Source organism: Luteibacter sp. P4_D7_3 (assembly GCF_056401735.1).
Genome location: NZ_JBFUIT010000018.1, coordinates 1 through 20,570 on the forward strand (window position 1 = coordinate 1; position 20,570 = coordinate 20,570).

The following is a 20,570-nucleotide window of genomic DNA, read 5'->3' on the forward strand; positions in this document are numbered from 1 at the left end:
CTTCTCTTCTGCACGGAGCGCTCCGCAGCACTGACCGGCTGATGCCGCTGTTCCTTCGTCGCGACGGCTGCAGCTTGACGGGACAAGAGCATATTCTGCGCGATATGGAAGTAGGACTCGTACGAAAAGGTACTCAACAAGGACGATATGGCTACCAACGCGAGCAATACCCTTGGCCGCGCTTTCCGCAATGGATACAGAAGAAGCAAGGCAACCAATCCGTAGTCGAAAAGGATATCCCCCTCCCAGATGAAGCAACCGTGGATCAGCCCGAACAGCACGAGCACGATGTTCCTTCGCGTGTAGATATCCGCTGCCATGCCACCTGCACCGCGCTTCTCGGCTCGACTGGTTAGCAAGACAACGCCGGCACCGAACAACATCGAGAACATGGCGCGCATCTTTCCCTCGAAGAACAGCCACTTTATGTAGAACAACGCCAGGTTCCAGTGCGCGTACGAGCCCGCAAAGGCACCCAGTGACGTGCCGAAGGGAATGTCGTGTGCCGCCTGCACGTCGCCGAAGCTGTCGATGTTCATAACCAAGATGCCCAGCAATGCGAATCCACGAAGCACATCGATGCTGGATATGCGTTCGGCGCGGGTGGCTGGGGCCACCGTCGTCGTCGAGGAAATTTCGTGCTCGTTCATCGTGGATGCAACAGGCATAACCCAACCATCCGGAACGTCTGCAGTGGACTTCATCATTCGTATCGAGCTCTGTATGAAAGAATCGGTTGGGCCGGAAATAACGAGGCGGCCTCGTCCGACAGGGTCAGCAATCGTTTAAGTTAAGTAGGTTCGGGTATCACGCCATCGGCGCGGATGCGGGTGCTCGTATTCGAAGGCCACGACTCTGAGCGCATGAGTGCGCTTGAGCGCGGATGGGGTTGCTGCGTCTGCTAAAAAAAATGAATCTACGATTTAGATCGTAATATCTGATGGCCGGGCGGGGAGGGTGCAACTTTCGAGCATCAAGCTCGCTCGAGTCGCGCGCGAGCGCACCACATCGGCGCATGAAGGCCGTGGAGACGTTGACCAAGGCGGGCGGGCCAGTGGGTGTTCTGGTTGCGCCGGTTATTCCCGCGCTCAAGCAGCTGTCTCTTGAGTGGCTTGAAGTGCAATACCCAGGTCGCGCCTCGCACATCATCAGCCTGATTCAGCAGATGAATGGCGGGAAGGATTACGACTCGAACTTTGCGACGCGCATGCGTGGGCAGGGCGTGCTTGCGGACATCATTCGGAAGCGGGTGCAGGTGGCATAGTTGGGCTGAAATACATTGCTTCGCAGATGCCCATATTCGGCAGACCTCGCTAACGCTGTGTCGGTCCGGCTTGGCGCTGTGAAAACGCGATCTGGTCTTTCTCAGTCCTTGCAAATGCTACCGATCGCGGAGAATGGTGAAGGCAAGAACACCTTTCAGTTAGGAATGATCGCATCGTGCGGCGTGTTCGTAAGTGCTTGCGGCTCATTGCGAAATTGCTTGCGATGAATTGTGAAGACGATGTCATTTCAAAAACGCAACAACGTGTTGACACTTAGCTAACGTCGGGCATATGTTCGAACTCCGGCCACACCGAACTGAACGTTTCGTTAGTTAGGCAGGTTCGGGTCGGTACTTGTTGAGAGTTGACGAGTACACGGCGGGGCCAGCGATCGGCTTTGGAGGAGTCTGTCGCTGTTGGCCTTCTGGCCGGGGTAAATGTGAAATCACTTAGTCCTGGCCATTGGCCGGACTTTATTGCTTTCTTTGGCCCTTCGAGGGTCGATCAGGGGAGACACGGAATGATTGTTGGCACTATCGGGCAGGCATCGGTCCTGCGTCGTTCGTCTTTGGCCCTCGCGCTCGCGGTGGGCATGGGTCTCACCGGCAGCGTTTTCGCCCAGGCCACCACGGGTAGCCTGTTCGGTTCAGCCGAAGCCGGCGACACCGTTCAGATCACCAGCGGCTCGGGTGTGACTCGTACCACCACGGTCAACGCAGCCGGTCGTTACAGCTTCGCAAACCTGCCGCTGGGCACTTACAAAGTCAGCCTGGTCAAGGGCGGGACCACCGTCGATTCGCGTGACAATGTCGAGCTGCGCGTTAACGCCGGTACCGATGTGTCATTTGCTGCCGCCGCTGCCAGCGCACAGAATGCCGCTAACCTTGAGGGTGTGACCGTTGTCGGCAACGCGTTGCCGCCGATCGACGTTTCCACGTTCGACTCGCGCACCGTGATCACCCAGTCCCAGCTCAAGCAGTTGCCGCTGGCACGTTCGGCTGAAGCGATTGCCCTGTTGGCACCGGGCGTGTCGCAGGGTGCAAYCGGCACCGGCTTCCAGAGCCCGACCGGCAAAGCCCTGGTCTCGTTCGGCGGCTCTTCGGTGACCGAGAACGCGTATTACATCAACGGCATGAACACCACCGATCCGATCGCGGGTTACGGTGGCATGACCCTGCCATACGGTGCCATCGACCAGCAGGAAATCCTGACCGGCGGTTACGGTGCACAGTACGGTCGCTCGGACGGTGGCGTGATCAGTATCGTCGGCCGTCGCGGCACCAACGAATTCCATTTCGGCGGTCAGATCCTCTGGACTCCGGATTTCTCCTACGCCTCTCCGATCAACGCCAAATACCCGGGTAGCTCGTCTCTCGATGGACAGACCTACCGCTATCGCAACCTCAACAAGAGCTGGGACGCCATCTACTCGGCCTACGCAGGTGGCCCGCTGATCAAGGACACGTTGTTTGCCTTCATCGCGGTGGAAGGTGAGAAGACCAAGGGCGATAACGTCCAGATCGCCTCGTCGAACAAGAACTACGTGCAGACCTACAAAGATCCGAAGATCTACGCCAAGTTCGACTGGAATATCAACGATAGCAATCTGCTTGAATTGACCGCTGCCAGCGAAAAGCACGACTACACCGGCCAGGTGTACACGTTCGATAACGACACGCGCCAGGATGGCGATTTCATCGCGCCGGATACCGCGACCAGCACCAAGCAGACGATGTGGATCGCGAAGTACACGAGCTACATAACGGACAGCCTGACCTTGACCGCCCAGTACGGTAAGCAGGACACGAAGCTGTTCACGCAGACCGGTACCACCGATCCGAACCTGATTCCCATTCTTGGTGCCAGAAATCAGGATCCGGCTCTGACGCCAGGCTTCCCGCAAGGCATCACCAACGCGCAGAACCTGACCACCATCAGCGACCCGGCCCATGAAAGCAAGGTGTCGAACTACCGCGTCGACCTCTCTTACGTGCTCGGCGATCACACCCTTTCGGTCGGTATCGACAATCAGAACAGCCGGGATCTGAACGACGGCGACAAGGTCTATAACAACGCCGGCTATGAGTGGAGCTACGACACGGTCGCTAACGGTGGCTCCATCGCAGGCGGTGCCGTCGACGCGCCGGTCGGTACGCCGTACTACGTTTCCCAGTACCGTCAGTTGACCGCCGCCTCGGTGCGCGTGCGTCAGCGCGCGCAGTACGTACAGGACCAGTGGCAGGTATCGGATACCGTCAAGCTGTCACTCGGTATCCGTAACGACCAGTTCACCAACTACAACGGCAATGGCGTGGCCTACATCACCCAGACCAAGCCGCAGTGGGCGCCGCGCCTGGGTGGCACCTGGGATGTCTACGGCGACAGCACGTTCAAGGTCTACGGCAACGCGGGGCGTTACTTCCTCGCACTGCCGCTGGCTCCCGCGCTTCGCGGTGCGTCGTCTTCCACGCAGACCAACACGTACTTTTCGTACACGGGTATCGATCCGTCCAACGGCTATCCGCTCGGTCTGACGCCGCTCAATACGGTCAACGGCCCGGGTCAGCCGTACTCGCCCAACAACGAATACGGCCAGCCGAAGGATCCGACCGTGGTCAGCGCGAAGGGCCTGAAGTCGGAGTACCAGGACGAGTACATCGCGGGCTTCGATAAGACATGGGGCGAGAACTGGGTCTACGGCGCCAAGGCGACCTATCGCAAGCTCGGCAATGCGATCGATGACTATTGCGATACGGGCGACAACCCGGCGGGACAGTTGCAGCAGCTGTTCACCGCCAGCGGTTCCGCCGTTGACCTGAGCCAGGCCGGCGTCAGTTGCTATCTGTTCAACCCGGGTCGTGCCAACACGTTCCTGGCGCCAAACGCGGCCGGTGGTTACGACAGTGTCCGCGCCACCAACGACGAGCTCGGTTTCCCGCAGCTCAAGCGCCACTACTACGCGCTCGAGCTGCATCTGCAGCGCGAGAAGGGCGACGGCAAGTGGTGGGGTAACGTCAGCTACGTATACTCGAAGCTTTACGGCAACAGCGAAGGCCAGACCGATTCCGACGCCGGTACGCGTAGCGACCCGTCGGTCACGCAGGCGTGGGATAACGCCCCGCTGATGGTGTATTCGAACGGCAAGCTCGCGAACGATCATACGCACGCACTGAAGGCTTACGGTGCCTACGAGATCACGCCGGAATGGCAGGTCTCGGGCAACATCGCCATCGTTTCCGGTGCACCGCGTAATTGCTACGGCGGCTTCGGCCCCGACCAGATCGACGCTGGCTATGGCGTTGAGTCCTACCACTGGTGTGGTGGTGAGCCATCGCCGCCGGGTGCCGTGGGCCGCAATCCGATCACGCACGTCGTCTCGGCTTCGCTCGCCTATCGCCCGGCATTTGCCGACGGCAAGCTCGGCCTCTCGATCGATGTCTTCAATCTGTTCAATGAGCAGAAGAAGACCCAGTCGGATCCGTACCTCGGTACGACTGACGCGCCGGAGCCGACCTACAACGTGCCTATCGCGTTCGAGACGCCTCGCTACTTCCGCTTCGGCGTAACGTACGACTATTGATCCGTCGCACACGGCTCGTTTCACGACAAGCTACGGCTTGAATGGAAACGGGCCCACGCCTATCTACAACAAGAGTCCGGGGCGGATTTACCGCCCCAAAGGCGACGAATAGAGCTCTACCCAGATCGCCCTCGGTTTCGAGGGCTTTTTTTTGTTTCCCTGATGACCCGTAGCCGCCCCGGCACGGCTTTCAGCTGGACTGCCCGTGATGCCGGAAGAAAACATGACGAACGAGCCGCAACCGGATCTGCCACCGGCGTCGCCTTACCTTCCGCCAACGTCACCGCTGGGCGCGCCGACAACCGCGCCGACAACGGTCAGCGGCGGGAAAGACATGCCGTGGCTCGCCTATATCGCGGCGGCCGTGGCGCTGATGCTCCTTGCATGGTGGCGGTTCGCCACATTGCTACCGACGCCGTCCCGCATGCCGCTCGTAGTTGCCGCGGCCGCCGGCGTGGTCCTGCTCATACCCGCCATCGTGACGTTCATCAGCGTTCTCGTCGGCTCACGCTATCGCATCGCCGGCATCGTCACGTTGACCGTGGTCGTGACCCTTCCCAGTGTCATGACGCTGGCCTGGGAAGCAAGCCACGATCCCATGCCTGCACCCAGCCTCACGTGGCCCGCAGGCTGGACGGCGCTTCCTGTGTCACGGGCGGTAGCCGGGAACATGGTAACGAGCAGGGCCGTTTTGACCGTCAACAAGCAATCCGCCGCGAACCTGATCGCCATCAAGGAGGGAAACTCATCCTCCGTGACGCTGGAAGCCGGGATAAACGTGGTCGTCAAGAGTGAGCGTGCGTTTGCCAGCCTGAAGAACATGACGCTCGACGTCTCGCCGCCGGTCGAAGTCACCTGGGACGGCTACCGGGCCCTGGAATACGACATCGTTATGCATACGGACCACGGCCTCGTTCGCCAGCGAAGCATCCGGACAAACGGCACCGGCAAGCTCGCCTGTAGCCTGAGCTATGTCGCGGGCGAGCGGATCTTCGACAGCCATCTGGATGCTTACGATGCGATCAAGCACCAGTTTGTTTGCCGGCCGGGCGGCTGATACGGCATCCGACGTCCGGTCGGGCGTTGCGCCCCGACCGGAAATTGAACCGCAAGTCAGCTCTTGATGAACTCGAGAATGTCGTTGTTAAGTTCATCGGCGTGCACGGTCAGCATGCCGTGCGGGTAACCCGGATAAATCTTCAGCTTCGCGCCCTTGATGAGCTTTGCTGAGAGCACACCGGCATCCTTGTAAGGGACTACCTGGTCGTCATCGCCATGCATGACGAAGGTCGGGACGGTGAACTTCTTGAGATCTTCCGTCTGGTCGGTTTCGGAAAAAGCCTTGATGCCGTCGTAGTGCGCCTTCGCAGCACCGATCATGCCCTGACGCCACCAGTTCTGGACAATGCCCTGGGACACCTTGGCACCCGCCCGATTGAAGCCGTAGAAGGGGCCTGAGGCAACGTCGAAGTAAAACTGCGCGCGATTTTCAGCCAGGGCCTTGCGGAATCCATCGAACACGTCGAGCGGTGTGCCGCCCGGATTCGCCGCGGTCTTCAGCATCAGCGGAGGCACCGCGCTTACCAGGACGGCCTTGGCCACGCGACCGTTCGGTTGGCCGTAGTTCGCCACGTAGCGGGCGACTTCGCCACCACCGGTGGAGTGACCGATGTGCACGGCGTTCTTCAGGTTCAGGTGCTCGACGACGGCCCACGCATCGGCTGCGTAGTGATCCATGTCGTGCCCATCGCTCACCTGCTGCGAACGGCCGTGTCCGCGCCGATCGTGCGCGATGACGCGATAGCCGTGCCCGACGAAAAAGAGCATCTGCGCGTCCCAGTCGTCCGCCGACAAGGGCCAGCCGTGGTGGAACACGATGGGCTGTGCGTCCTTCGGGCCCCAGTCTTTAAAGAAGATCTCGACGCCGTCCTTGGTGACAACGGTCGACGACTCGGCCCGGTGCGCTCCGGCAGCGGACTTCGAAGGGGCTGGAGCAGGCGCGGCCATGGCGCCTTGGACGACAGATGCGCCGCCAGCGACGAGGGCGCCGGCCGTCAGGCCCGCCGAGGTGACGAACTTGCGGCGTGGGGCGTCATGTGGCGCGTTAACTTCGGTCTCACTCATGGAATTCCCCTGGAGGTTGGATGACAAAGGCACTATGAAGCGACATTAAGGGCCAGAATTGCAGAAGATTGCTGTCTTGGTGAATGACCGTTCCAGGGTCATTCCGTCATCGTCAGCGACTGGGAAAGATTGCAGTAGACGACCGGTCTAATTGCGTCTATAGTTCACCCCATGAGCCCCGTTATCGCCCCCACCGAATCGTCCGATGTCCGCGACAAGATCCTGGCCACTGGCCAGCGGATCATGGGCGGCAAGGGCTTTTCTGCCGTCGGTCTCAACGAGATTCTCACCGCCGCCGGCGTGCCGAAGGGCTCGTTCTATCACTACTTCGGTTCGAAAGAAGCCTTCGGCGAAGCGCTGCTGGAGGACTACTTCGAGGATTACCTGGCCGACATGGACCGGACGCTGCGTCAGGCAGGCGGCCCGATGTCGCGTCGACTCGAGAACTACTTCCAGGCCTGGCAGGACAACCAATCCTTCCAGGACTGCCAGGGCAAATGCCTTGCCGTGAAGCTGGGCGCGGAGGTCGCGGACCTGTCCGAAGCCATGCGCGCGTCGCTTAAGCGCGGCACCTCGGGAATCATCGGGCAGCTTGCAGGTGCGATCGAAGCCGGGTTGGACGACGGCTCGTTAGCGGTCGACGAAGCGCCGGCAGATGTCGCGCAAAGCTTGTACCAGTTGTGGCTAGGCGCGAGCGTCATGGTGAAGATCGTCCGCAACACCGAGCCTTTCCACACGGCGATGAAGACCACGCGCCAGATCCTCAACCTTTCGCCCTGACAGGCGAGCGGTGCTTATTTTTTTACCTGTGCTGTAGACGACTGGTCTACTTCAACAATCACCACCAGGAGAACCACCATGAAAGTCCTCATCGTTCTGACCTCGCACGACGAACTCGGCAACACCGGTCGTAAGACGGGCTTCTGGCTCGAAGAGCTGGCCGCGCCCTATTACACGTTCAAAGACGCTGGCGCCGAGATCGTTCTGGCCTCGCCCAAGGGCGGCCAACCGCCGCTGGATCCGAAGAGCAACGAGCCGTCTTTTCAGACCGACGTCACCCGTCGTTTCGAAGCGGACGCGGCGGCGAATGCCCAGCTCGCCAACACCGTGCGGCTGGACAGCGTGTCGCAGGCCGACTTCGACACCGTGTTCTATCCGGGTGGCCACGGCCCGCTGTGGGATCTCGCCGAAGACAAGCATTCCATCGCGCTGATCGAGTCGTTCATCGAAGCCGGCAAGCCGGTCGCGCTGGTCTGTCACGCGCCGGGCGTGCTTCGCCACGTGAAGGCATCGAGCGGCAGGCCGCTGGTCGAAGGCAAGCAGGTCACCGGCTTCACCAACACGGAGGAAGCCGGCGTGGGCCTCACCGAGATCGTGCCTTTCCTTGTCGAGGACGAACTCAAGGCCAAGGGCGGCATTTACTCGAAGGGGCCGGACTGGGGCTCGTATGTCGTCACCGACGGCCTGCTGATCACCGGCCAGAACCCGGCCTCGTCATCGGAAGCCGCAGCGGTGCTGATGAAACAGCTCTCGGTATGAGTGCATGGCGGGCCAACCGTGGGTGAAGGCCCGCCGATGTTTACGCCGCGGCAGAGCGCACGGCAAAGCCCATATAGGAAATGGAGAGGTCCTTGCTCTGCTTGAGCTTGACCCGCTCACCCAGCTCCGCAAACGTCATCGTTCCCAGCTTGTTCCGGATCAGCGCACCGAGGGCGGTGAATGGATTCATCGCCGGCGAGAGTCCGGCGAGCTCAGACCCCGGCATGCCATGGCGATCGAGGAGCTCAACGAGCTCACTCGGTCGTATGAATTTCTCCCACACGTGCACATCCCGCGGAATGAGCCGGGTCAGACGCCAGTCCTGCGCGAGCTTGATCGCGACGAGCTTGCTCTTGAACGTGCGATTGATCGTGTCGAAGAAGAAAACCCCGCCGGGCTTCAGCACGCGCGATATCTCGCCAATGACGGCATCGGGGTTGTCCACGTGCTCGAGCACATCGCAGCAGCAGACGATGTCGAACGTTCCCGCCTCAAACGCCAGCTGTTCGGCACTGCCTTCGAGATAGCGGATGGGTAAACCCGACGCGTCGGCATGCTGGCGAGCGGCGGCCAGTGTCGGCAGGGATTGATCGATGCCGGTGACGTCGCAACCCATGGCGGCGAATTCTTCCGACAGCAGGCCACCGCCACAACCCACGTCAAGGACACGGAGTCCTTTAGGGTCCCGGCCAAGACGCGAGACCAGCGCCTCGCGAAAGTACGCATACCGCGGCGGATTGACCGATGTGCGCAATAACGACATGAAGCCGTCCTGGTCCCACCACGTGGTGGCGACCCGGTCATAGATCGCGTTGTCTATTTCCTGCATGAGCCTTCCTTGTGTCAGTCGGTCTTGCGCTTGTTCCTGGCAATCGCCGCGCTCTCTCGCTTCAGGGGTCCACCCACGGGACAGAAGGTGGTCAGGAAGCTGTGCAGGGTTGCCAGCATGTTCTCGTCGGCCAGACTGTAATGAACGAACTGGCCTTTCTTCTCGCTGCGGACCATGCCCGCGTTCTCGAGAATCTTCAGGTGCTTGGATAACGCCGGCTTGCTCATGTCGAAGCGGTCGGCAATCTCACCGGCCGTCAGCGTGGCCTCGGACAGATAGGCGAGGATCTTCCGTCGCGTGGTGGAGCCCAGGGCCTCGAAGGTCGCATCAATCTTCATAACTAATTAGCTATTTAGTTAACTAGTGTGTATGTTAGCGCATAGGACGGAGTCTTTCCATCGCCAAAAAGGGGGCGGTCATGAGCACAGCGGTCGGAACAGAGGGCACCCATGCGGTCGCGGACTGGTTTGGCGCCGGATTCGGCGAGCTCCATCCCTTGCTTCAGACGCTACATGGCCAGGACAGTCAGTTGCATGGCACCGTGGATCTGCGCTTCGGCGAGAGTGCCGTGGCCAGTGCGTTCGGACGCCATATGGCGCGCAAGCTCGGTATGCCAGATACCGCAGGCAAGCATCGCCTGACCGTTACGATCCGCCATGACGCGAAGAAGCTGTCGTGGAATCGGTGCTTCGACGACACCCATGATCTTCGCTCGACCTTCGTTCCCGTCGGTCACTGGCCGGAGGGTTACTGGGTTGAGAAGACCGGTACGCTCGAGCTCGCGTTGGCCGTCGACGTGATCGACGGCGGGTGGTACTGGCGCGTGATGCGCGCAAGCCTGCGCGGCATGCGTATCCCGTTGTGGATGATCCCTCGTTCGACGGCCTATAAGCGCATCGAAGGTGGCCACTACCGATTCCACGTCGCCTTCGCGGTGCCGGTTCTCGGTGAAGTGATTCGCTACAGCGGCGTCCTGGAACCGAGCCATCATGGATGAGACCTGGTATCTCGGCGACGGCCTGTTGCACGTACGTTTGCCCAACTTCGCCTGGCGCCGCACCGCGCTTGCCCGGCACGACTTACATCACGCACTCACGGGCTTCCCCCTCACTCCTGCGGGTGAAATGCAGATGGCCGCCTGGGAGTTTGCCGCAGGACGCTTTCCCCATGCTGGCGCGACGGCGTTCTGTCTGCCGCTGGTGGGCCTGGGAGCCATCTTTCTGCCTGGACGTACCTTCGCCGCTTTCCTGCGTGGTCGTCACGGCACGTCGCTCTACGGACTGCCGCCGTCGAGCCATGTGCTCACGCTTCCGATAGACGAACTACGCACCCGATTCGCACCGACAGCCTCCGCACGACCGACGTTGGGCCACGTTCTGGCGTACCTGCGCCTCGTCTGCTTGTCGTTCTCGCTGATGTTGGCGCCGATGGTTCTGTTGGTCACCGTAGTGAGCCTCCTCGCGACTTAGACGCTGCTTTCAGAAAGACCTTCCTGCCACCTCAGAACGGACGCCCCCATGATCGAAGACATTGCCCAACGCGATCCCTACAAGGTCAACTCGCTTATCCTCGGTCCCGGCGTCAATCCCATACACGGCCACGTGCGTTGGGACCCGATCCGCTCGCTGTGGAACGGAAGCATGCTCACTGCCGCGGTCGTGCTCGCGCCTTTCTACGTCAGCTGGAGTGCACTGGGGGTTTTCCTGATCCTCTCGGCGGTCACCCTATGCAGCGGCCATTCGGTAGGTTTTCATCGCCGTCTCGTGCACCGAAGCTTCGCCTGCCCGAAATGGCTGGAGCGTCTGCTGGCGTGGATGGGAGCGCTTGTGGGCATGGGCGGCCCGCTCTGGACCATTCGCACCCATGACATGCGCGACTGGGCGCAGCGCCAGCCGGCGTGCCATGACTTCCTGGCCCATCGGCATGGCCTGCTCAAGGACGGCTGGTGGAATCTTCACTGCCGCCTCGTTCTGGACAATCCGCCGGGATTCGATCCCGGTCCGGGCATCGCCGACGATCCCTTCCTCCGGTTTCTCGAGCGGACATGGAAGTTCCACCAGATCCCGCTAGCGCTGGTGTTGTATTACTTCGGCGGCTGGCCGTGGGTGGTTTGGGGCGTCTTCGTCCGGGTCGCGGCATGCACCACCATGCACTGGTTCATCTCTTACTTTGCCCACACGCGTGGACCGCAGAGCTGGACAGTCGATCATGCCGGCATCCAGGCGCACGACGTTCCCCTTGCCGCTATCCCGACGATGGGCGAGAGCTGGCACAACAACCATCATGCGTTTCCCGGCTCGGCACGTCATGGGCTGTACCCGGGCCAGATCGATCTGGGTTACCGCTTCATCCAGGTGCTGGAATACTTCGGACTGGCGTGGAACGTCCAACTTCCCTCGAACCTCCCGCCGCGCGCCGGCATTACACCGGTTCGCCCCGGTGCCGAGTCAGTCGCCGCGCCCGGACAGGTTGCGCTGCGTGCATCTAGCGAAGGCATGCGCTGATATCCGGTTATCAATCCGCGGGCTTCTTGTTGTCGATGCCATGCAGGACGAGGGTCTTCGTCTCGAAGATGCCAGGAACGGACCCTTCGAATTTGTACCTGTCGATCGCACGCCTCGCCGCCAGTTCGAAGGCGGCGTTGCCCGATGTCTCGACAAAACGAAGCCGATACATCGTTCCCCAAGGGGTCAGCGAAAACGTCACCCGAACGCATTCATGCGTTCCTTCCGCCGTGGGGAATTCGCCCACCGTGGCTTCGACAGGCACCGGTCGCCTCACACTCAGCATGGTCTGTGCGATCTCTGCCTTATGCGCAGCAACACCGCAATCCACCACCGCCGTGTCCGGGCTGGCGAGCAGAAGCAGGGCGAGCAAGGTCTGACTCATCGCGACTTTGACTCCGATTCTGGCCGAGCGTAACGTCCATCGCGTTGCGCTGCCAGTCGACCACCCCCTTTATCTCCAGCTAAGGCATCCCTATGTCGATACCCAGCGCCCGGCCATTCCGGGCTGTATCGCCATTTCTCGATAGGGACACGCCATGAACGCTACACAGAAAGTTGCCCTCGTTACGGGCGCCACACGCGGCATCGGTCTGGAAACGGTTCGTCAGCTGGCCGAGGCCGGTGTGACCACGCTTCTCGCGGGCCGTGACGCCGGTCGCGCCAAGGCAGCGGCGGACAAGCTCAAGGCCGAGGGTCTGCCCGTCGAGTCGGTCGTGCTCGACGTCACCAGCGGCGACAGCATCACGAAGGCAGTCGCCGACGTGACCTCGCGTTTTGGCAAACTCGATATCCTGGTGAACAACGCCGGCATCCTCGTCGACGACATGGGCAAGGCGCCGTCGGAACAGACGCTGGCCGCCTGGCGCGAAACCTTCGACACCAACCTGTTCGCCGTGGTCGAAGTGACGCAGGCCTTCCTTCCCCTGCTGAAGGCGGCACCGGCGGCGCGCATCGTCAACGTGTCGAGCCAGTTGGGCTCGATCACCCTGCATGTCGATCCGAATTCGCCGATCTACAACTTCAAGCTGCCGGCTTACGACGCTTCCAAAAGCGCGATCAACTCGTGGACCGTGCATCTGGCCTATGAACTGCGCGACACGCCGATCAAGGTCAACGCCATTCATCCGGGCTACGTGCAGACCGACATGAACGGCGGTCACGGCGAAATCGACGTGCCGACCGGCGCGAAGAGCAGCGTCGGCATGGCACTGATCGGTGCGGAAGGCCCCACGGGAAGTTTCACCTATCTCGGCAAGACGCTTCCCTGGTAAGGCTATTTCGGCTGGCCGTGCGACGTGCACGGCCAGCTCTCCGTCCCACGGTTTTTCAGGAATCGAGTCATGACAACCTACGTCGTCTTCACCCGTGAACGCACTACCGACCCGAAGGAAATGGCGATCTACGCCGAGAAAGCCCGCCATGCGGGTGAAGGTCATCCCCTGACGCCCCTGGCCTTCTACGGGGACATCCAGACGTTGGAAGGTAGTCCCATCGAAGGTTCGGTGATCCTCAGCTTTCCCAGCAAGGACGAAGCCCTCGCCTGGTACAACAGCCCGTTGTACAGCGAAGCGAAGGAGCACCGGCTGAAGGGTTCCGACTATCGGGTCTTCATGATCGAAGGCGTCTGAGACAGTTCATCCCGCCGCACGATGATGCGTGACACCAGGCCGTACTCGACGGCCTCCTCGGCGGACATCCACTTGTCGCGCTCGATATCCTCACGCACCCGCTCGATGGGTTGCCCGCTCTCGCGTGCGATGACCATGGCGATGCGCTCGCGCGCCTTCAGGATCTCCTTTGCCTGGATGGCGATGTCACTGGCCGGCCCACCCGCGCCGCCGCTGGGTTGATGGATCAGGAAGCGCGTCTGCGGCAGGCAGAAGCGGCGTTCGCGCGGCGCGCCCAGATAGAGATGGTTGGCGGCGCTTCCCACCCAGCCGGTACCGATCATGTTGACCGGCGAGGAGATGAAACGCACCGCGTCGTGGATCACGTCGCCCGACTCGAGATGGCCGCCAGGCGATGAGACGATCATGTCGATGGGCGCGTTCGATTCGGCATCGAGCGCAAGCAGGCGGCGTACGGTCTCCGAGGCCATCGTGTCGGTGACTGTGCCGAAGACCATTACGGTCCGGGCGCGGAAGGTTTTCTCTTCCAGGAACGCGCTGTTCTGCGGCGGCTGGGAGGTGTTGTCCGTCTCATTCGCAAACATGGGGAATCGCTCCATTGTGGTAGGTTCACCCCATAAACGAACGAGCGGCCACGAACGTGACATCTCCCGTGCATGACCATCCATTCGCCACAGACGCCGCGCTCCGCCGGCGCTTGATGGGTTTGGCCAGACACTGGCTGGGCGATACAGGCGCCGCCGAAGATCTGCTGCACGATGCGTATCTGCGTACGACGGATGGCCCGTTGCCTGCTTCGGCAGCCAGCCAGGAAGCCTGGCTCGTCACGGTGCTGCGTAACCTGTGCATCGATCAACTGCGCCGCCAGGGTCGCTACCAGGCCATCCTTGGACAGCTTGCCGGCGAGTGGACGGCCGAGAGCGACGGCGATCAGCCAGAGCATCTGGCAGCGCAGGCCCAGCGCGTCGACGAAGCCTTGCTCAGCCTCATCCATCACCTGCCGGCCGACGACGTCGCCGCGTGGTTGTTGCATGAGGTTTTTGATGTCAGTCATGCCGAACTGGGCGCCCTGGCCGGGCGCAGTGAGGTGGCTTCGCGTCAGCGGTTCCATCGGCTGATGGCGCGCTTGCCTCGGCCCACCTCCCTGGCGATGCCGGAGGATGAGGACCAGGCTGCCTTGCTTGCCTTGTGCCAGCAGGCACTCGCACGGTGCGAGACAGCTGCGTTGGTCACGCTGGTGCGGACGGCGGCGCCGCAGGCCATGGCCGCGCTCGCAACGAGTGGGAACCGCGATCCAGTCGTTGCGGCAAAGGCACCGAGAACGCAGGTGGTCCAGGTCGCCGATCAACTGGCCTTGCGGATCCAGATCGGCGATGGCCCGGTCACCTGGATACCGTTGGGCGAGGCGATGACCGAGGTGGCTTGAGCCCGTTCGCCACAGGACTTAGAAATTTAATCCTAAGGGCCGATTACAACCGTATCTATCGCTCTGTCTTCGTATATCGGCAGGCGTGAGATGCCGCGCGATCAATTCATCCGGGCTGAGGCTCTGCCACACTTCGACATCGATGCAGTGGCGATCCGTGATGCCAAACAACCGCTGCGTGCTGCGCATGACGGCGCCGACGCCCTGGTCTTGCGTGTTGGTAAGTTGGATGCCGGGTACGGCATTCGCATCGGAACCGGGAACACCTCTGACATCTCGGGCGTGTTGCGCGTTGAGCAGGCGCTGCTGAAAGCCGCCATCTCCCACGGAGGTGTGAATGTTCGCGTCGCTATCGGGCGCCGCGGTCGCGGCAAGTCCAGCCGTTGCTACAGGTGGGAATGATACGTAAGAGGAAGGTGCCTCCAGCTGCGCAGCGATGCGCTGAGGACGTCGGGCCGGTGGCGATGCAGGTTCTACCCTGGCTGTCGGTGGCGCGGATGGCATAGGTGTAGTTGATGGCACGGCGATCAATCGAAGTTGAAGTGCCGTGTCATGATTGTCTATCGGGGGAGCCGTGTTCGCGCGCGGGCACGCGGGCCGCAAGAGAACCATCGATAGCCCGAGATGGCAGCTGATCGCCACGACCATCGCCGCGATTCGCCGGGCCGACCCGAGTGGGTCAGCAGATGTATTCCCCTCGTGTCTCACTGGCCGGTCTCCCTCTGGCAAGGCGAACGCTGCTCCCCTTGCGGACTCTCGGACGCGCGAGGCCCACGACAGCTAATCAGATGTGCCCGGCACGGCAAAGTTCAGTGGCGACAGGTAGACCGGAGCAGCCCGGCGACCAAGAAAATGGTTCTTCGCGGAATGCCGGGGACGCCGAAGACGGTGAGGCGCAGAGCCTTCGGTGCTCAGACGTAGCGGCACAGAGCCTTCGATGCCCACCCTCGCTGCTCAGACACGTCCTCCGCGTTTCGTACCGGAAAGGCCGCTGCGCGGCCGTGTACTTATTTGGCCTACGGCCGCTCCACTTGTGCGGAACTCGCCTCGAGGGTGGGCACCGAAGACTCTTCCCATCCCTGAGGTTCGTGTGGGTCGAGCCGACAGAGCAGCGCCGCTCCGGCTACTGGCTCGTCGGCATCGCCAATCGGTCGACCCCAGCGCGCTGAGATCGTCCGCGAGTCAGCGCAGCGGCGAGGAAAACGCTCGCCGCGTCGGAAATGACGTATCTGCACGACCGCCGTAACGGTCCGCTTGGGCACCAAGGTCTCCCCGCGAGACGCCCAAGTGTAGAGAGCGATGGCGGAGCCGAGCCACCCGCGAAGCCGAAGGCGAGCCATGCGCGAGGTGCGAGGTGCGAAAGAATGCCCCGACCTAAACCCGCGCGCCCGGGCCCCGGTAATCCGCGAAGAACCCAAAAAATCGCATCGAACTGACGCGATTCGCCATTATCTAGTCGAGTTGACGCGAATAGCCTGACTATCGCGCCATTTTGACGCGATTTGCTTATAATCGCGTCAGTTTGACTAGATTTGAAAGACTGCCAAAGGAGTCTGTCCCCGTGACCGCCCTAAACGACATCCTTAAGAACGAGGTTCTCGGGGTAATGAGTCATCTCGCCAGGGCGGGGCTGGCAGCGATAGCCGTATCGGAATTGGCCGAACAGACTGGTATCTCAGCGTCCACGGCAAGGCGCCTCCTGGCTCAGTTGACCCAAAGCGGCGATGTCATCGTTCTGGGTAAGGGCCGCGCGACACGTTACTCCCTGGTAAACGGCACGGTTACGGGAACAGCGGGCGGCGAAGCCGCGCGAACGTCTGCGAGCCGCTGGCAGACGAGGGCCATTCCCTGGTCCCCGGAGTCGGTCGCGCTCTTGCAGAAGCTAGAGGCACCTCTGCACACCCGGCAGCCCATTGCGTACCGCCGTGAACTCCTCGATGACTATAGGCCGGGTGTCGACGCTCTGTTGCCCAAGGTCATCGTGGAAGATCTTCTGGCCCGTGGTCGCCTGCCCGATCAGCAACCCGCGGGCACCTATGCGAGGAAGGTGCTCGACCAACTGCTTGTAGAGCTCTCCTGGTCATCGTCGAAGCTCGAAGGCAACACCTATTCCTTGCTGGATACCAAGCATCTTTTCCAGCAGGGATCAGAGGGCAGCGACACAGACACGCTGATGTTGCTCAACCACAAGCGTGCCATCGAGTACCTCGTCGCCGAAGCTCCGCTTCGTGGCTTGGTGGTCAGCACGGTGCGGAATATCCATACGCTTCTGATGGGCGAGTTGCTGGACGACAACCAGCTGGGAGCCATCCGCGAAACACCCGTGTACATCGCGGGCACGACCTTTGTCCCACTGCAGATCGCCCAAGTCGTCGAAGAGTTACTCGTCAAGATCGTCGACAAGGCGCGCGACATACCCAATCCCGTGGAGGCCGCCTTCTTCCTTTGGGTACAGATCGCTTACCTGCAGCCCTTCGTCGACGGCAACAAGAGGACGAGCCGCATCTCGGCGAACATCCCGTTGACGCTGTACAACTGCGCACCGTTSGCTTTCATGGATGTCGATCGCAGTGACTATGCACTAGCCATGATGGGCGTGTACGAGTTCAACGACGTGAGTGCCGCGATCGACTTGTTCGTGTGGACGTACGAACGGTCGATTTTGCGATACAAGGCCGTGATCCAGTCAACGGGCGCGCCCAATCCCCTGGCGATTCGTTTCCGGGATGCACTGACCTCTGCCGTCGGTCGGATCGTTGCCGACGGCCAGTCGTTCGGCGACGCGGTAAAGGCGCAAGGCTTGAATGCCGAAGACGAAGCGCAGTTCGTCAAAATGCTAAGCGAAAGGTTGAACTCGCTGCAGCCTTATAACAATGCACGATATCGCCTGTCCGAAGAGGCGACGGTTCGGTGGATCGCAGCGGGACGTCCCCGATAGCGGGTAGAGCGAAAAAGGGAGCAAGTAACGCGGGATAACCGGACCAGCCATTCCAGGTATAGAAGAAGCATGCGTGTCCCGCGTCAGCTTGACGATGTGCAATGCCGGCTGCAAACTTCCGCACGGTGTAACAGGGGGCTTTCGCGATTCGCCAGGCGCACGCGAAGCAGTGGACACAAGAGTGCATGGCAGAGACGGAATCGCCGGCTGCCAAAGGGAGTAAGCGATGTCACCGGAAAGCACGCTTCTAGAGAACGCACGACGCCGGTTTGCCGAAACCGACACGGAAGTGCTTAGGGAGCTCTGGTCGACGGACGGTCGAACGGACTGGGCCGAGACAGCGCTGCGCGATGAGTTGATAGAGCGCGGCGAGCATGCTGAATCGCTCGACGATATCGCTCTTCGGCGGACCTATATCGCAGCTAACGCCCCGCCGTCGCAACGTGAGTTGGTATGGAACTACGGGGTCGCCGCGCGCGTCGGAATCATCGCGGCCGTGTTCGCGTGGTGCCTCGTCGAGAGAGCCCTTAYCGGGTCGACTATTCTGGCCTRGCTGGGTTCGACGGCAATTGTCGGGACGTATGCGTATCTGCTCACTCGTCGAACGGCGGCGCAGGCAAGTTATCCGGGCGGCGGTGCCTTCCGCTTCTGGTCAGCGTGGCAACTCGTGCTCGCCTGGTCCTTCGTCGCTATTGGTGCCATGGGCACGCTGGCCTCCATCTTCAGTTGAAGGCCCTGGACGATATTTCGCCTGCTTCCCGGCAAGGTTGGAGTCGACAACCCGCATCGCTGACCAGCCTGCCAAGGTGGACAACGCAGCCAGCACGCTACTGACCGCCAGTGTCCGCCGGCTAGCGTCCGCGGACACCCTCGCTTCCCTTCCATCGCGTGTCGACCCGCGACGAGAGTCAGCACCAGAGCCGTTGCGGGACACCGTCCGGCGCCGCGCGAGCCCCGGCACGCTACTTGCACTGCCGGTCGCCAAGCTCAATCGGTGCTCAAGGGAACCCCAACCATGCAAACCAGGCTTTTGTCGGCGGCTCTTGCCGGCCTGCTCACGATGACCGGCCTTCCCGCGGTAGCTCACGCGGAAGACCTCATGGACATCTATCGCGAGGCGGTCGCCAACGACCCCGTGCTGGCCAGCGCCGATGCGCGCCGCCTTGTCGTCGCCGAAGGAGTACCGCAGGCGCGTGCCGCGCTGCTGCCCCAACTCTCGGCCGGACTGAGCCTGCAGCAGTTTCACCCGAGCTATTCGGGGCCGGATAACAACAGCAACGAGAACGTACCGGTGACAGGCACGGGCGACGGCCACAGTCGCGAGCGCGATCTGTCGCTGTCGCTCAACCAGACCGTGCTCGATCTTTCCAAGTTCGCCCGCGAGCGGCAGGCGAAGCAGACCGAGGAAGCACAGGAAGCCACGTACGAAGGCGAGCTGCAGGATCTCTACGTCCGCTCGACGACGGCGTACTTCAACGTGCTGGTCGCGCAGGATCAGGTCGAGATCACCCGCTCCTACGAGGACGCATACAAGCAGTCGTTCGATCAGGCCACCACGCTCTTCGCGCAGGGGCTGGCGCCGGAAGCCGACCTGACGCAGTCACGCGCGTACTACCTGCTCATCAAATCCCAGCGTGTCGATGCGGAAAATACCTTGCGCGACGCACGCCGTGCGCTCCAGCAGCTGACCGGGAAGGAGCCGGGCACGCTGAAGACGCTGCGCGAAGACCTGCCCATGGAGACGCCGACACCGGATACCGCCGCTGCCTGGGTCGACCAGGCGATGCGCCAGAATCCGTCCGTGATCGCCGCCAACCATCTGGTTAGCGCCGACGAGCACTCGATCAACGCGGCACGCAGCGGCCACCTGCCCACGCTGAACGCGGCGGTGGGCTATGACAAGAATGGCCAGTGGTCGAACACGGTTCCCGGTCGCTCCAACTACGGTCCCGGAAGCACGACCATTGGTCTGGTGCTGACCGTTCCCTTGTTCAGCGGTGGCCTGACCCAGTCGCAGGTTCGCCAGGCTATTCACCAGCGTGACGAGGACCAGAGCGATCTGGAAAGTGTCCGCCGCCAGACCGCGCGCGATACGACCAACTACTTCAACCTCGTGGTCGCCGGCATCGGCCAGGTCAGCGACTCGCGCGACGCGGTCGACTCGGCGAAGAAGGCCCTGGCATCGATGCGTGCCGGCTATGACATCGGTACGCAGAGCCTGACCAACGTCGTCGTGGCCATTCAGATCCTCGCCGAGATCCGCACGCAGTACACCTCGCTTCGTCACAACTTCATTCTCAACAAGTTGCTGCTCAAGCGTAGCGTGGGCGGGGCGGAACTGAAGGATATCGAAGAGATCAACCGACTCCTCCAGTAAATACCCGACACACTCTCTGTAGGAGCCGATTCATCGGCGAACGGCCTCGCGACAACCCTGCAACAGGGCCAGACCCTTCGCCGATGAATCGGCTCCTACAGGAAAGCGGGGGGATTCGCGGGGATGCGGGTTGCAATTACCTGCTTATCGACAGCGATATTCGGCAAAGATCGAATCCCCGCTATGGCGTCAAGGTGTCGCCGCGTCCGGGCCTTGAAAGGTCAACACGGCGCGAAAATGCGCTGGCGAGCGCGTTCTTGCTCATGTTTGATTCCGATCGCCGCCCGAACGTCGCGCCAATAAATGGTCGGCTCCTGCCGTATTTGTAGACAACGCAGGAAAAGGTGCACGCGTTCG

The 20,570-nt window shown here is 61.5% G+C and carries 21 protein-coding genes; 15 read left to right on the top strand and 6 right to left on the bottom strand.

Features of this window, described 5'->3' with window-relative positions; translation table 11 throughout:
* Window positions 1-707 (bottom strand): DUF418 domain-containing protein (locus AC1DSN_RS03525; RefSeq protein WP_477329604.1); only part of this gene is annotated, 707 nt, incomplete at its 3' end.
* A 317-nt stretch (window positions 708-1,024) separates the two neighbouring features.
* Between AC1DSN_RS03525 and AC1DSN_RS03530 the strand changes: the two genes are divergently transcribed.
* From AC1DSN_RS03530 to AC1DSN_RS03540, 3 genes are all read left to right on the top strand, one after another.
* The gene (locus AC1DSN_RS03530; protein WP_477329606.1) at window positions 1,025-1,264 is read left to right on the top strand and encodes a hypothetical protein; all 240 of its coding nucleotides are present in this window, start codon (window positions 1,025-1,027) and stop codon (window positions 1,262-1,264) included.
* Between the two features lie 521 nt (window positions 1,265-1,785).
* The gene (locus AC1DSN_RS03535) at window positions 1,786-4,845 is read left to right on the top strand and encodes a TonB-dependent receptor (RefSeq protein WP_477329607.1); all 3,060 of its coding nucleotides are present in this window, start codon (window positions 1,786-1,788) and stop codon (window positions 4,843-4,845) included.
* Between the two features lie 223 nt (window positions 4,846-5,068).
* Entirely contained in the window at window positions 5,069-5,902 is an 834-nt protein-coding gene (locus tag AC1DSN_RS03540) for a hypothetical protein (protein WP_477329609.1), read from the top strand.
* A 56-nt stretch (window positions 5,903-5,958) separates the two neighbouring features.
* On the opposite strand, the gene AC1DSN_RS03545 is transcribed toward AC1DSN_RS03540, so the two are convergent.
* Window positions 5,959-6,852, bottom strand: a complete 894-nt coding sequence (locus AC1DSN_RS03545; RefSeq protein WP_477295476.1) for an alpha/beta fold hydrolase — start codon at window positions 6,850-6,852, stop codon at window positions 5,959-5,961.
* 288 nt (window positions 6,853-7,140) lie between these two features.
* On the opposite strand from AC1DSN_RS03545, the gene AC1DSN_RS03550 reads away from it, so the two are divergent.
* Both AC1DSN_RS03550 and AC1DSN_RS03555 read left to right on the top strand, forming a co-directional pair.
* A complete protein-coding gene (locus AC1DSN_RS03550) occupies window positions 7,141-7,749 on the top strand; it encodes a TetR/AcrR family transcriptional regulator (RefSeq protein ID WP_477295468.1) in 609 nt (202 codons plus the stop codon).
* A gap of 78 nt (window positions 7,750-7,827) precedes the next feature.
* Entirely contained in the window at window positions 7,828-8,508 is a 681-nt protein-coding gene (locus AC1DSN_RS03555; RefSeq protein ID WP_213949057.1) for a type 1 glutamine amidotransferase domain-containing protein, read from the top strand.
* 40 nt (window positions 8,509-8,548) lie between these two features.
* Here AC1DSN_RS03555 and ubiG read toward each other — a convergent pair whose 3' ends face one another.
* On the bottom strand, window positions 8,549-9,337 hold the full coding sequence (ubiG, locus tag AC1DSN_RS03560; protein ID WP_477295466.1) for a bifunctional 2-polyprenyl-6-hydroxyphenol methylase/3-demethylubiquinol 3-O-methyltransferase UbiG: 789 nt from the start codon (window positions 9,335-9,337) through the stop codon (window positions 8,549-8,551).
* Between the two features lie 14 nt (window positions 9,338-9,351).
* Window positions 9,352-9,675 carry a metalloregulator ArsR/SmtB family transcription factor gene (locus AC1DSN_RS03565; protein WP_477295464.1) on the bottom strand — a complete coding sequence of 108 codons (324 nt, stop codon included), beginning with the start codon at window positions 9,673-9,675 and terminating at the stop codon, window positions 9,352-9,354.
* An 80-nt stretch (window positions 9,676-9,755) separates the two neighbouring features.
* On the opposite strand from AC1DSN_RS03565, the gene AC1DSN_RS03570 reads away from it, so the two are divergent.
* The 3 genes from AC1DSN_RS03570 to AC1DSN_RS03580 are packed head-to-tail and all read left to right on the top strand — an operon-like array spanning window position 9,756 to window position 11,841.
* Window positions 9,756-10,334 (top strand): DUF4166 domain-containing protein, encoded by a 579-nt coding sequence (locus AC1DSN_RS03570; protein ID WP_477295462.1) that lies wholly within the window; start codon window positions 9,756-9,758, stop codon window positions 10,332-10,334.
* Entirely contained in the window at window positions 10,327-10,806 is a 480-nt protein-coding gene (locus tag AC1DSN_RS03575; protein ID WP_477295460.1) for a hypothetical protein, read from the top strand. The genes AC1DSN_RS03570 and AC1DSN_RS03575 overlap by 8 nt, the downstream gene beginning before the upstream one ends.
* 48 nt (window positions 10,807-10,854) lie before the next feature.
* Window positions 10,855-11,841 carry an acyl-CoA desaturase gene (locus tag AC1DSN_RS03580; RefSeq protein WP_477295458.1) on the top strand — a complete coding sequence of 329 codons (987 nt, stop codon included), beginning with the start codon at window positions 10,855-10,857 and terminating at the stop codon, window positions 11,839-11,841.
* 10 nt (window positions 11,842-11,851) lie between these two features.
* On the opposite strand, the gene AC1DSN_RS03585 is transcribed toward AC1DSN_RS03580, so the two are convergent.
* Complete coding sequence (locus tag AC1DSN_RS03585; RefSeq protein ID WP_477295456.1) at window positions 11,852-12,226, bottom strand: energy transducer TonB; 375 nt, start codon at window positions 12,224-12,226, stop codon at window positions 11,852-11,854.
* Between the two features lie 154 nt (window positions 12,227-12,380).
* Between AC1DSN_RS03585 and AC1DSN_RS03590 the strand changes: the two genes are divergently transcribed.
* Window positions 12,381-13,115, top strand: a complete 735-nt coding sequence (locus AC1DSN_RS03590; protein ID WP_477295454.1) for an SDR family oxidoreductase — start codon at window positions 12,381-12,383, stop codon at window positions 13,113-13,115.
* 69 nt (window positions 13,116-13,184) lie between these two features.
* The gene (locus AC1DSN_RS03595; protein ID WP_477329611.1) at window positions 13,185-13,472 is read left to right on the top strand and encodes a DUF1330 domain-containing protein; all 288 of its coding nucleotides are present in this window, start codon (window positions 13,185-13,187) and stop codon (window positions 13,470-13,472) included.
* Here the strand turns inward: AC1DSN_RS03595 and AC1DSN_RS03600 are convergent.
* Window positions 13,442-14,140 carry an ATP-dependent Clp protease proteolytic subunit gene (locus AC1DSN_RS03600; RefSeq protein WP_477329613.1) on the bottom strand — a complete coding sequence of 233 codons (699 nt, stop codon included), beginning with the start codon at window positions 14,138-14,140 and terminating at the stop codon, window positions 13,442-13,444. The genes AC1DSN_RS03595 and AC1DSN_RS03600 overlap by 31 nt on opposite strands.
* Between AC1DSN_RS03600 and AC1DSN_RS03605 the strand changes: the two genes are divergently transcribed.
* From AC1DSN_RS03605 to AC1DSN_RS03625, 5 genes are all read left to right on the top strand, one after another.
* Window positions 14,125-14,898, top strand: a complete 774-nt coding sequence (locus tag AC1DSN_RS03605; protein ID WP_477298168.1) for an RNA polymerase sigma factor — start codon at window positions 14,125-14,127, stop codon at window positions 14,896-14,898. The two genes, AC1DSN_RS03600 and AC1DSN_RS03605, sit on opposite strands and share 16 nt — an antisense overlap.
* Window positions 14,899-14,988: 90 nt before the next feature.
* Window positions 14,989-15,300 (top strand): hypothetical protein, encoded by a 312-nt coding sequence (locus AC1DSN_RS03610; RefSeq protein ID WP_477298170.1) that lies wholly within the window; start codon window positions 14,989-14,991, stop codon window positions 15,298-15,300.
* A 1,159-nt stretch (window positions 15,301-16,459) separates the two neighbouring features.
* Window positions 16,460-17,836 carry a Fic family protein gene (locus AC1DSN_RS03615; protein ID WP_477329615.1) on the top strand — a complete coding sequence of 459 codons (1,377 nt, stop codon included), beginning with the start codon at window positions 16,460-16,462 and terminating at the stop codon, window positions 17,834-17,836.
* A gap of 226 nt (window positions 17,837-18,062) precedes the next feature.
* Window positions 18,063-18,566 carry a hypothetical protein gene (locus AC1DSN_RS03620; protein ID WP_477329617.1) on the top strand — a complete coding sequence of 168 codons (504 nt, stop codon included), beginning with the start codon at window positions 18,063-18,065 and terminating at the stop codon, window positions 18,564-18,566.
* A gap of 285 nt (window positions 18,567-18,851) precedes the next feature.
* Entirely contained in the window at window positions 18,852-20,213 is a 1,362-nt protein-coding gene (locus tag AC1DSN_RS03625; RefSeq protein WP_063573451.1) for a TolC family outer membrane protein, read from the top strand.
* Window positions 20,214-20,570 lie beyond the last annotated feature (357 nt).

What these genes read in the sequence shown, in the direction of transcription:
- AC1DSN_RS03540 (WP_477329609.1), top strand. Translation starts at nt 5,069, where the DNA reads ATGACGAACGAGCCGCAACCGGATCTGCCACCGGCGTCGCCTTACCTT.
- AC1DSN_RS03545 (WP_477295476.1), bottom strand. Translation starts at nt 6,852, where the DNA reads ATGGCCGCGCCTGCTCCAGCCCCTTCGAAGTCCGCTGCCGGAGCGCAC.
- AC1DSN_RS03550 (WP_477295468.1), top strand. Translation starts at nt 7,141, where the DNA reads ATGAGCCCCGTTATCGCCCCCACCGAATCGTCCGATGTCCGCGACAAG.
- AC1DSN_RS03555 (WP_213949057.1), top strand. Translation starts at nt 7,828, where the DNA reads ATGAAAGTCCTCATCGTTCTGACCTCGCACGACGAACTCGGCAACACC.
- ubiG (WP_477295466.1), bottom strand. Translation starts at nt 9,337, where the DNA reads ATGCAGGAAATAGACAACGCGATCTATGACCGGGTCGCCACCACGTGG.
- AC1DSN_RS03565 (WP_477295464.1), bottom strand. Translation starts at nt 9,675, where the DNA reads ATGAAGATTGATGCGACCTTCGAGGCCCTGGGCTCCACCACGCGACGG.
- AC1DSN_RS03570 (WP_477295462.1), top strand. Translation starts at nt 9,756, where the DNA reads ATGAGCACAGCGGTCGGAACAGAGGGCACCCATGCGGTCGCGGACTGG.
- AC1DSN_RS03575 (WP_477295460.1), top strand. Translation starts at nt 10,327, where the DNA reads ATGGATGAGACCTGGTATCTCGGCGACGGCCTGTTGCACGTACGTTTG.
- AC1DSN_RS03580 (WP_477295458.1), top strand. Translation starts at nt 10,855, where the DNA reads ATGATCGAAGACATTGCCCAACGCGATCCCTACAAGGTCAACTCGCTT.
- AC1DSN_RS03585 (WP_477295456.1), bottom strand. Translation starts at nt 12,226, where the DNA reads ATGAGTCAGACCTTGCTCGCCCTGCTTCTGCTCGCCAGCCCGGACACG.
- AC1DSN_RS03590 (WP_477295454.1), top strand. Translation starts at nt 12,381, where the DNA reads ATGAACGCTACACAGAAAGTTGCCCTCGTTACGGGCGCCACACGCGGC.
- AC1DSN_RS03595 (WP_477329611.1), top strand. Translation starts at nt 13,185, where the DNA reads ATGACAACCTACGTCGTCTTCACCCGTGAACGCACTACCGACCCGAAG.
- AC1DSN_RS03600 (WP_477329613.1), bottom strand. Translation starts at nt 14,140, where the DNA reads ATGGATGGTCATGCACGGGAGATGTCACGTTCGTGGCCGCTCGTTCGT.
- AC1DSN_RS03610 (WP_477298170.1), top strand. Translation starts at nt 14,989, where the DNA reads ATGCCGCGCGATCAATTCATCCGGGCTGAGGCTCTGCCACACTTCGAC.
- AC1DSN_RS03625 (WP_063573451.1), top strand. Translation starts at nt 18,852, where the DNA reads ATGCAAACCAGGCTTTTGTCGGCGGCTCTTGCCGGCCTGCTCACGATG.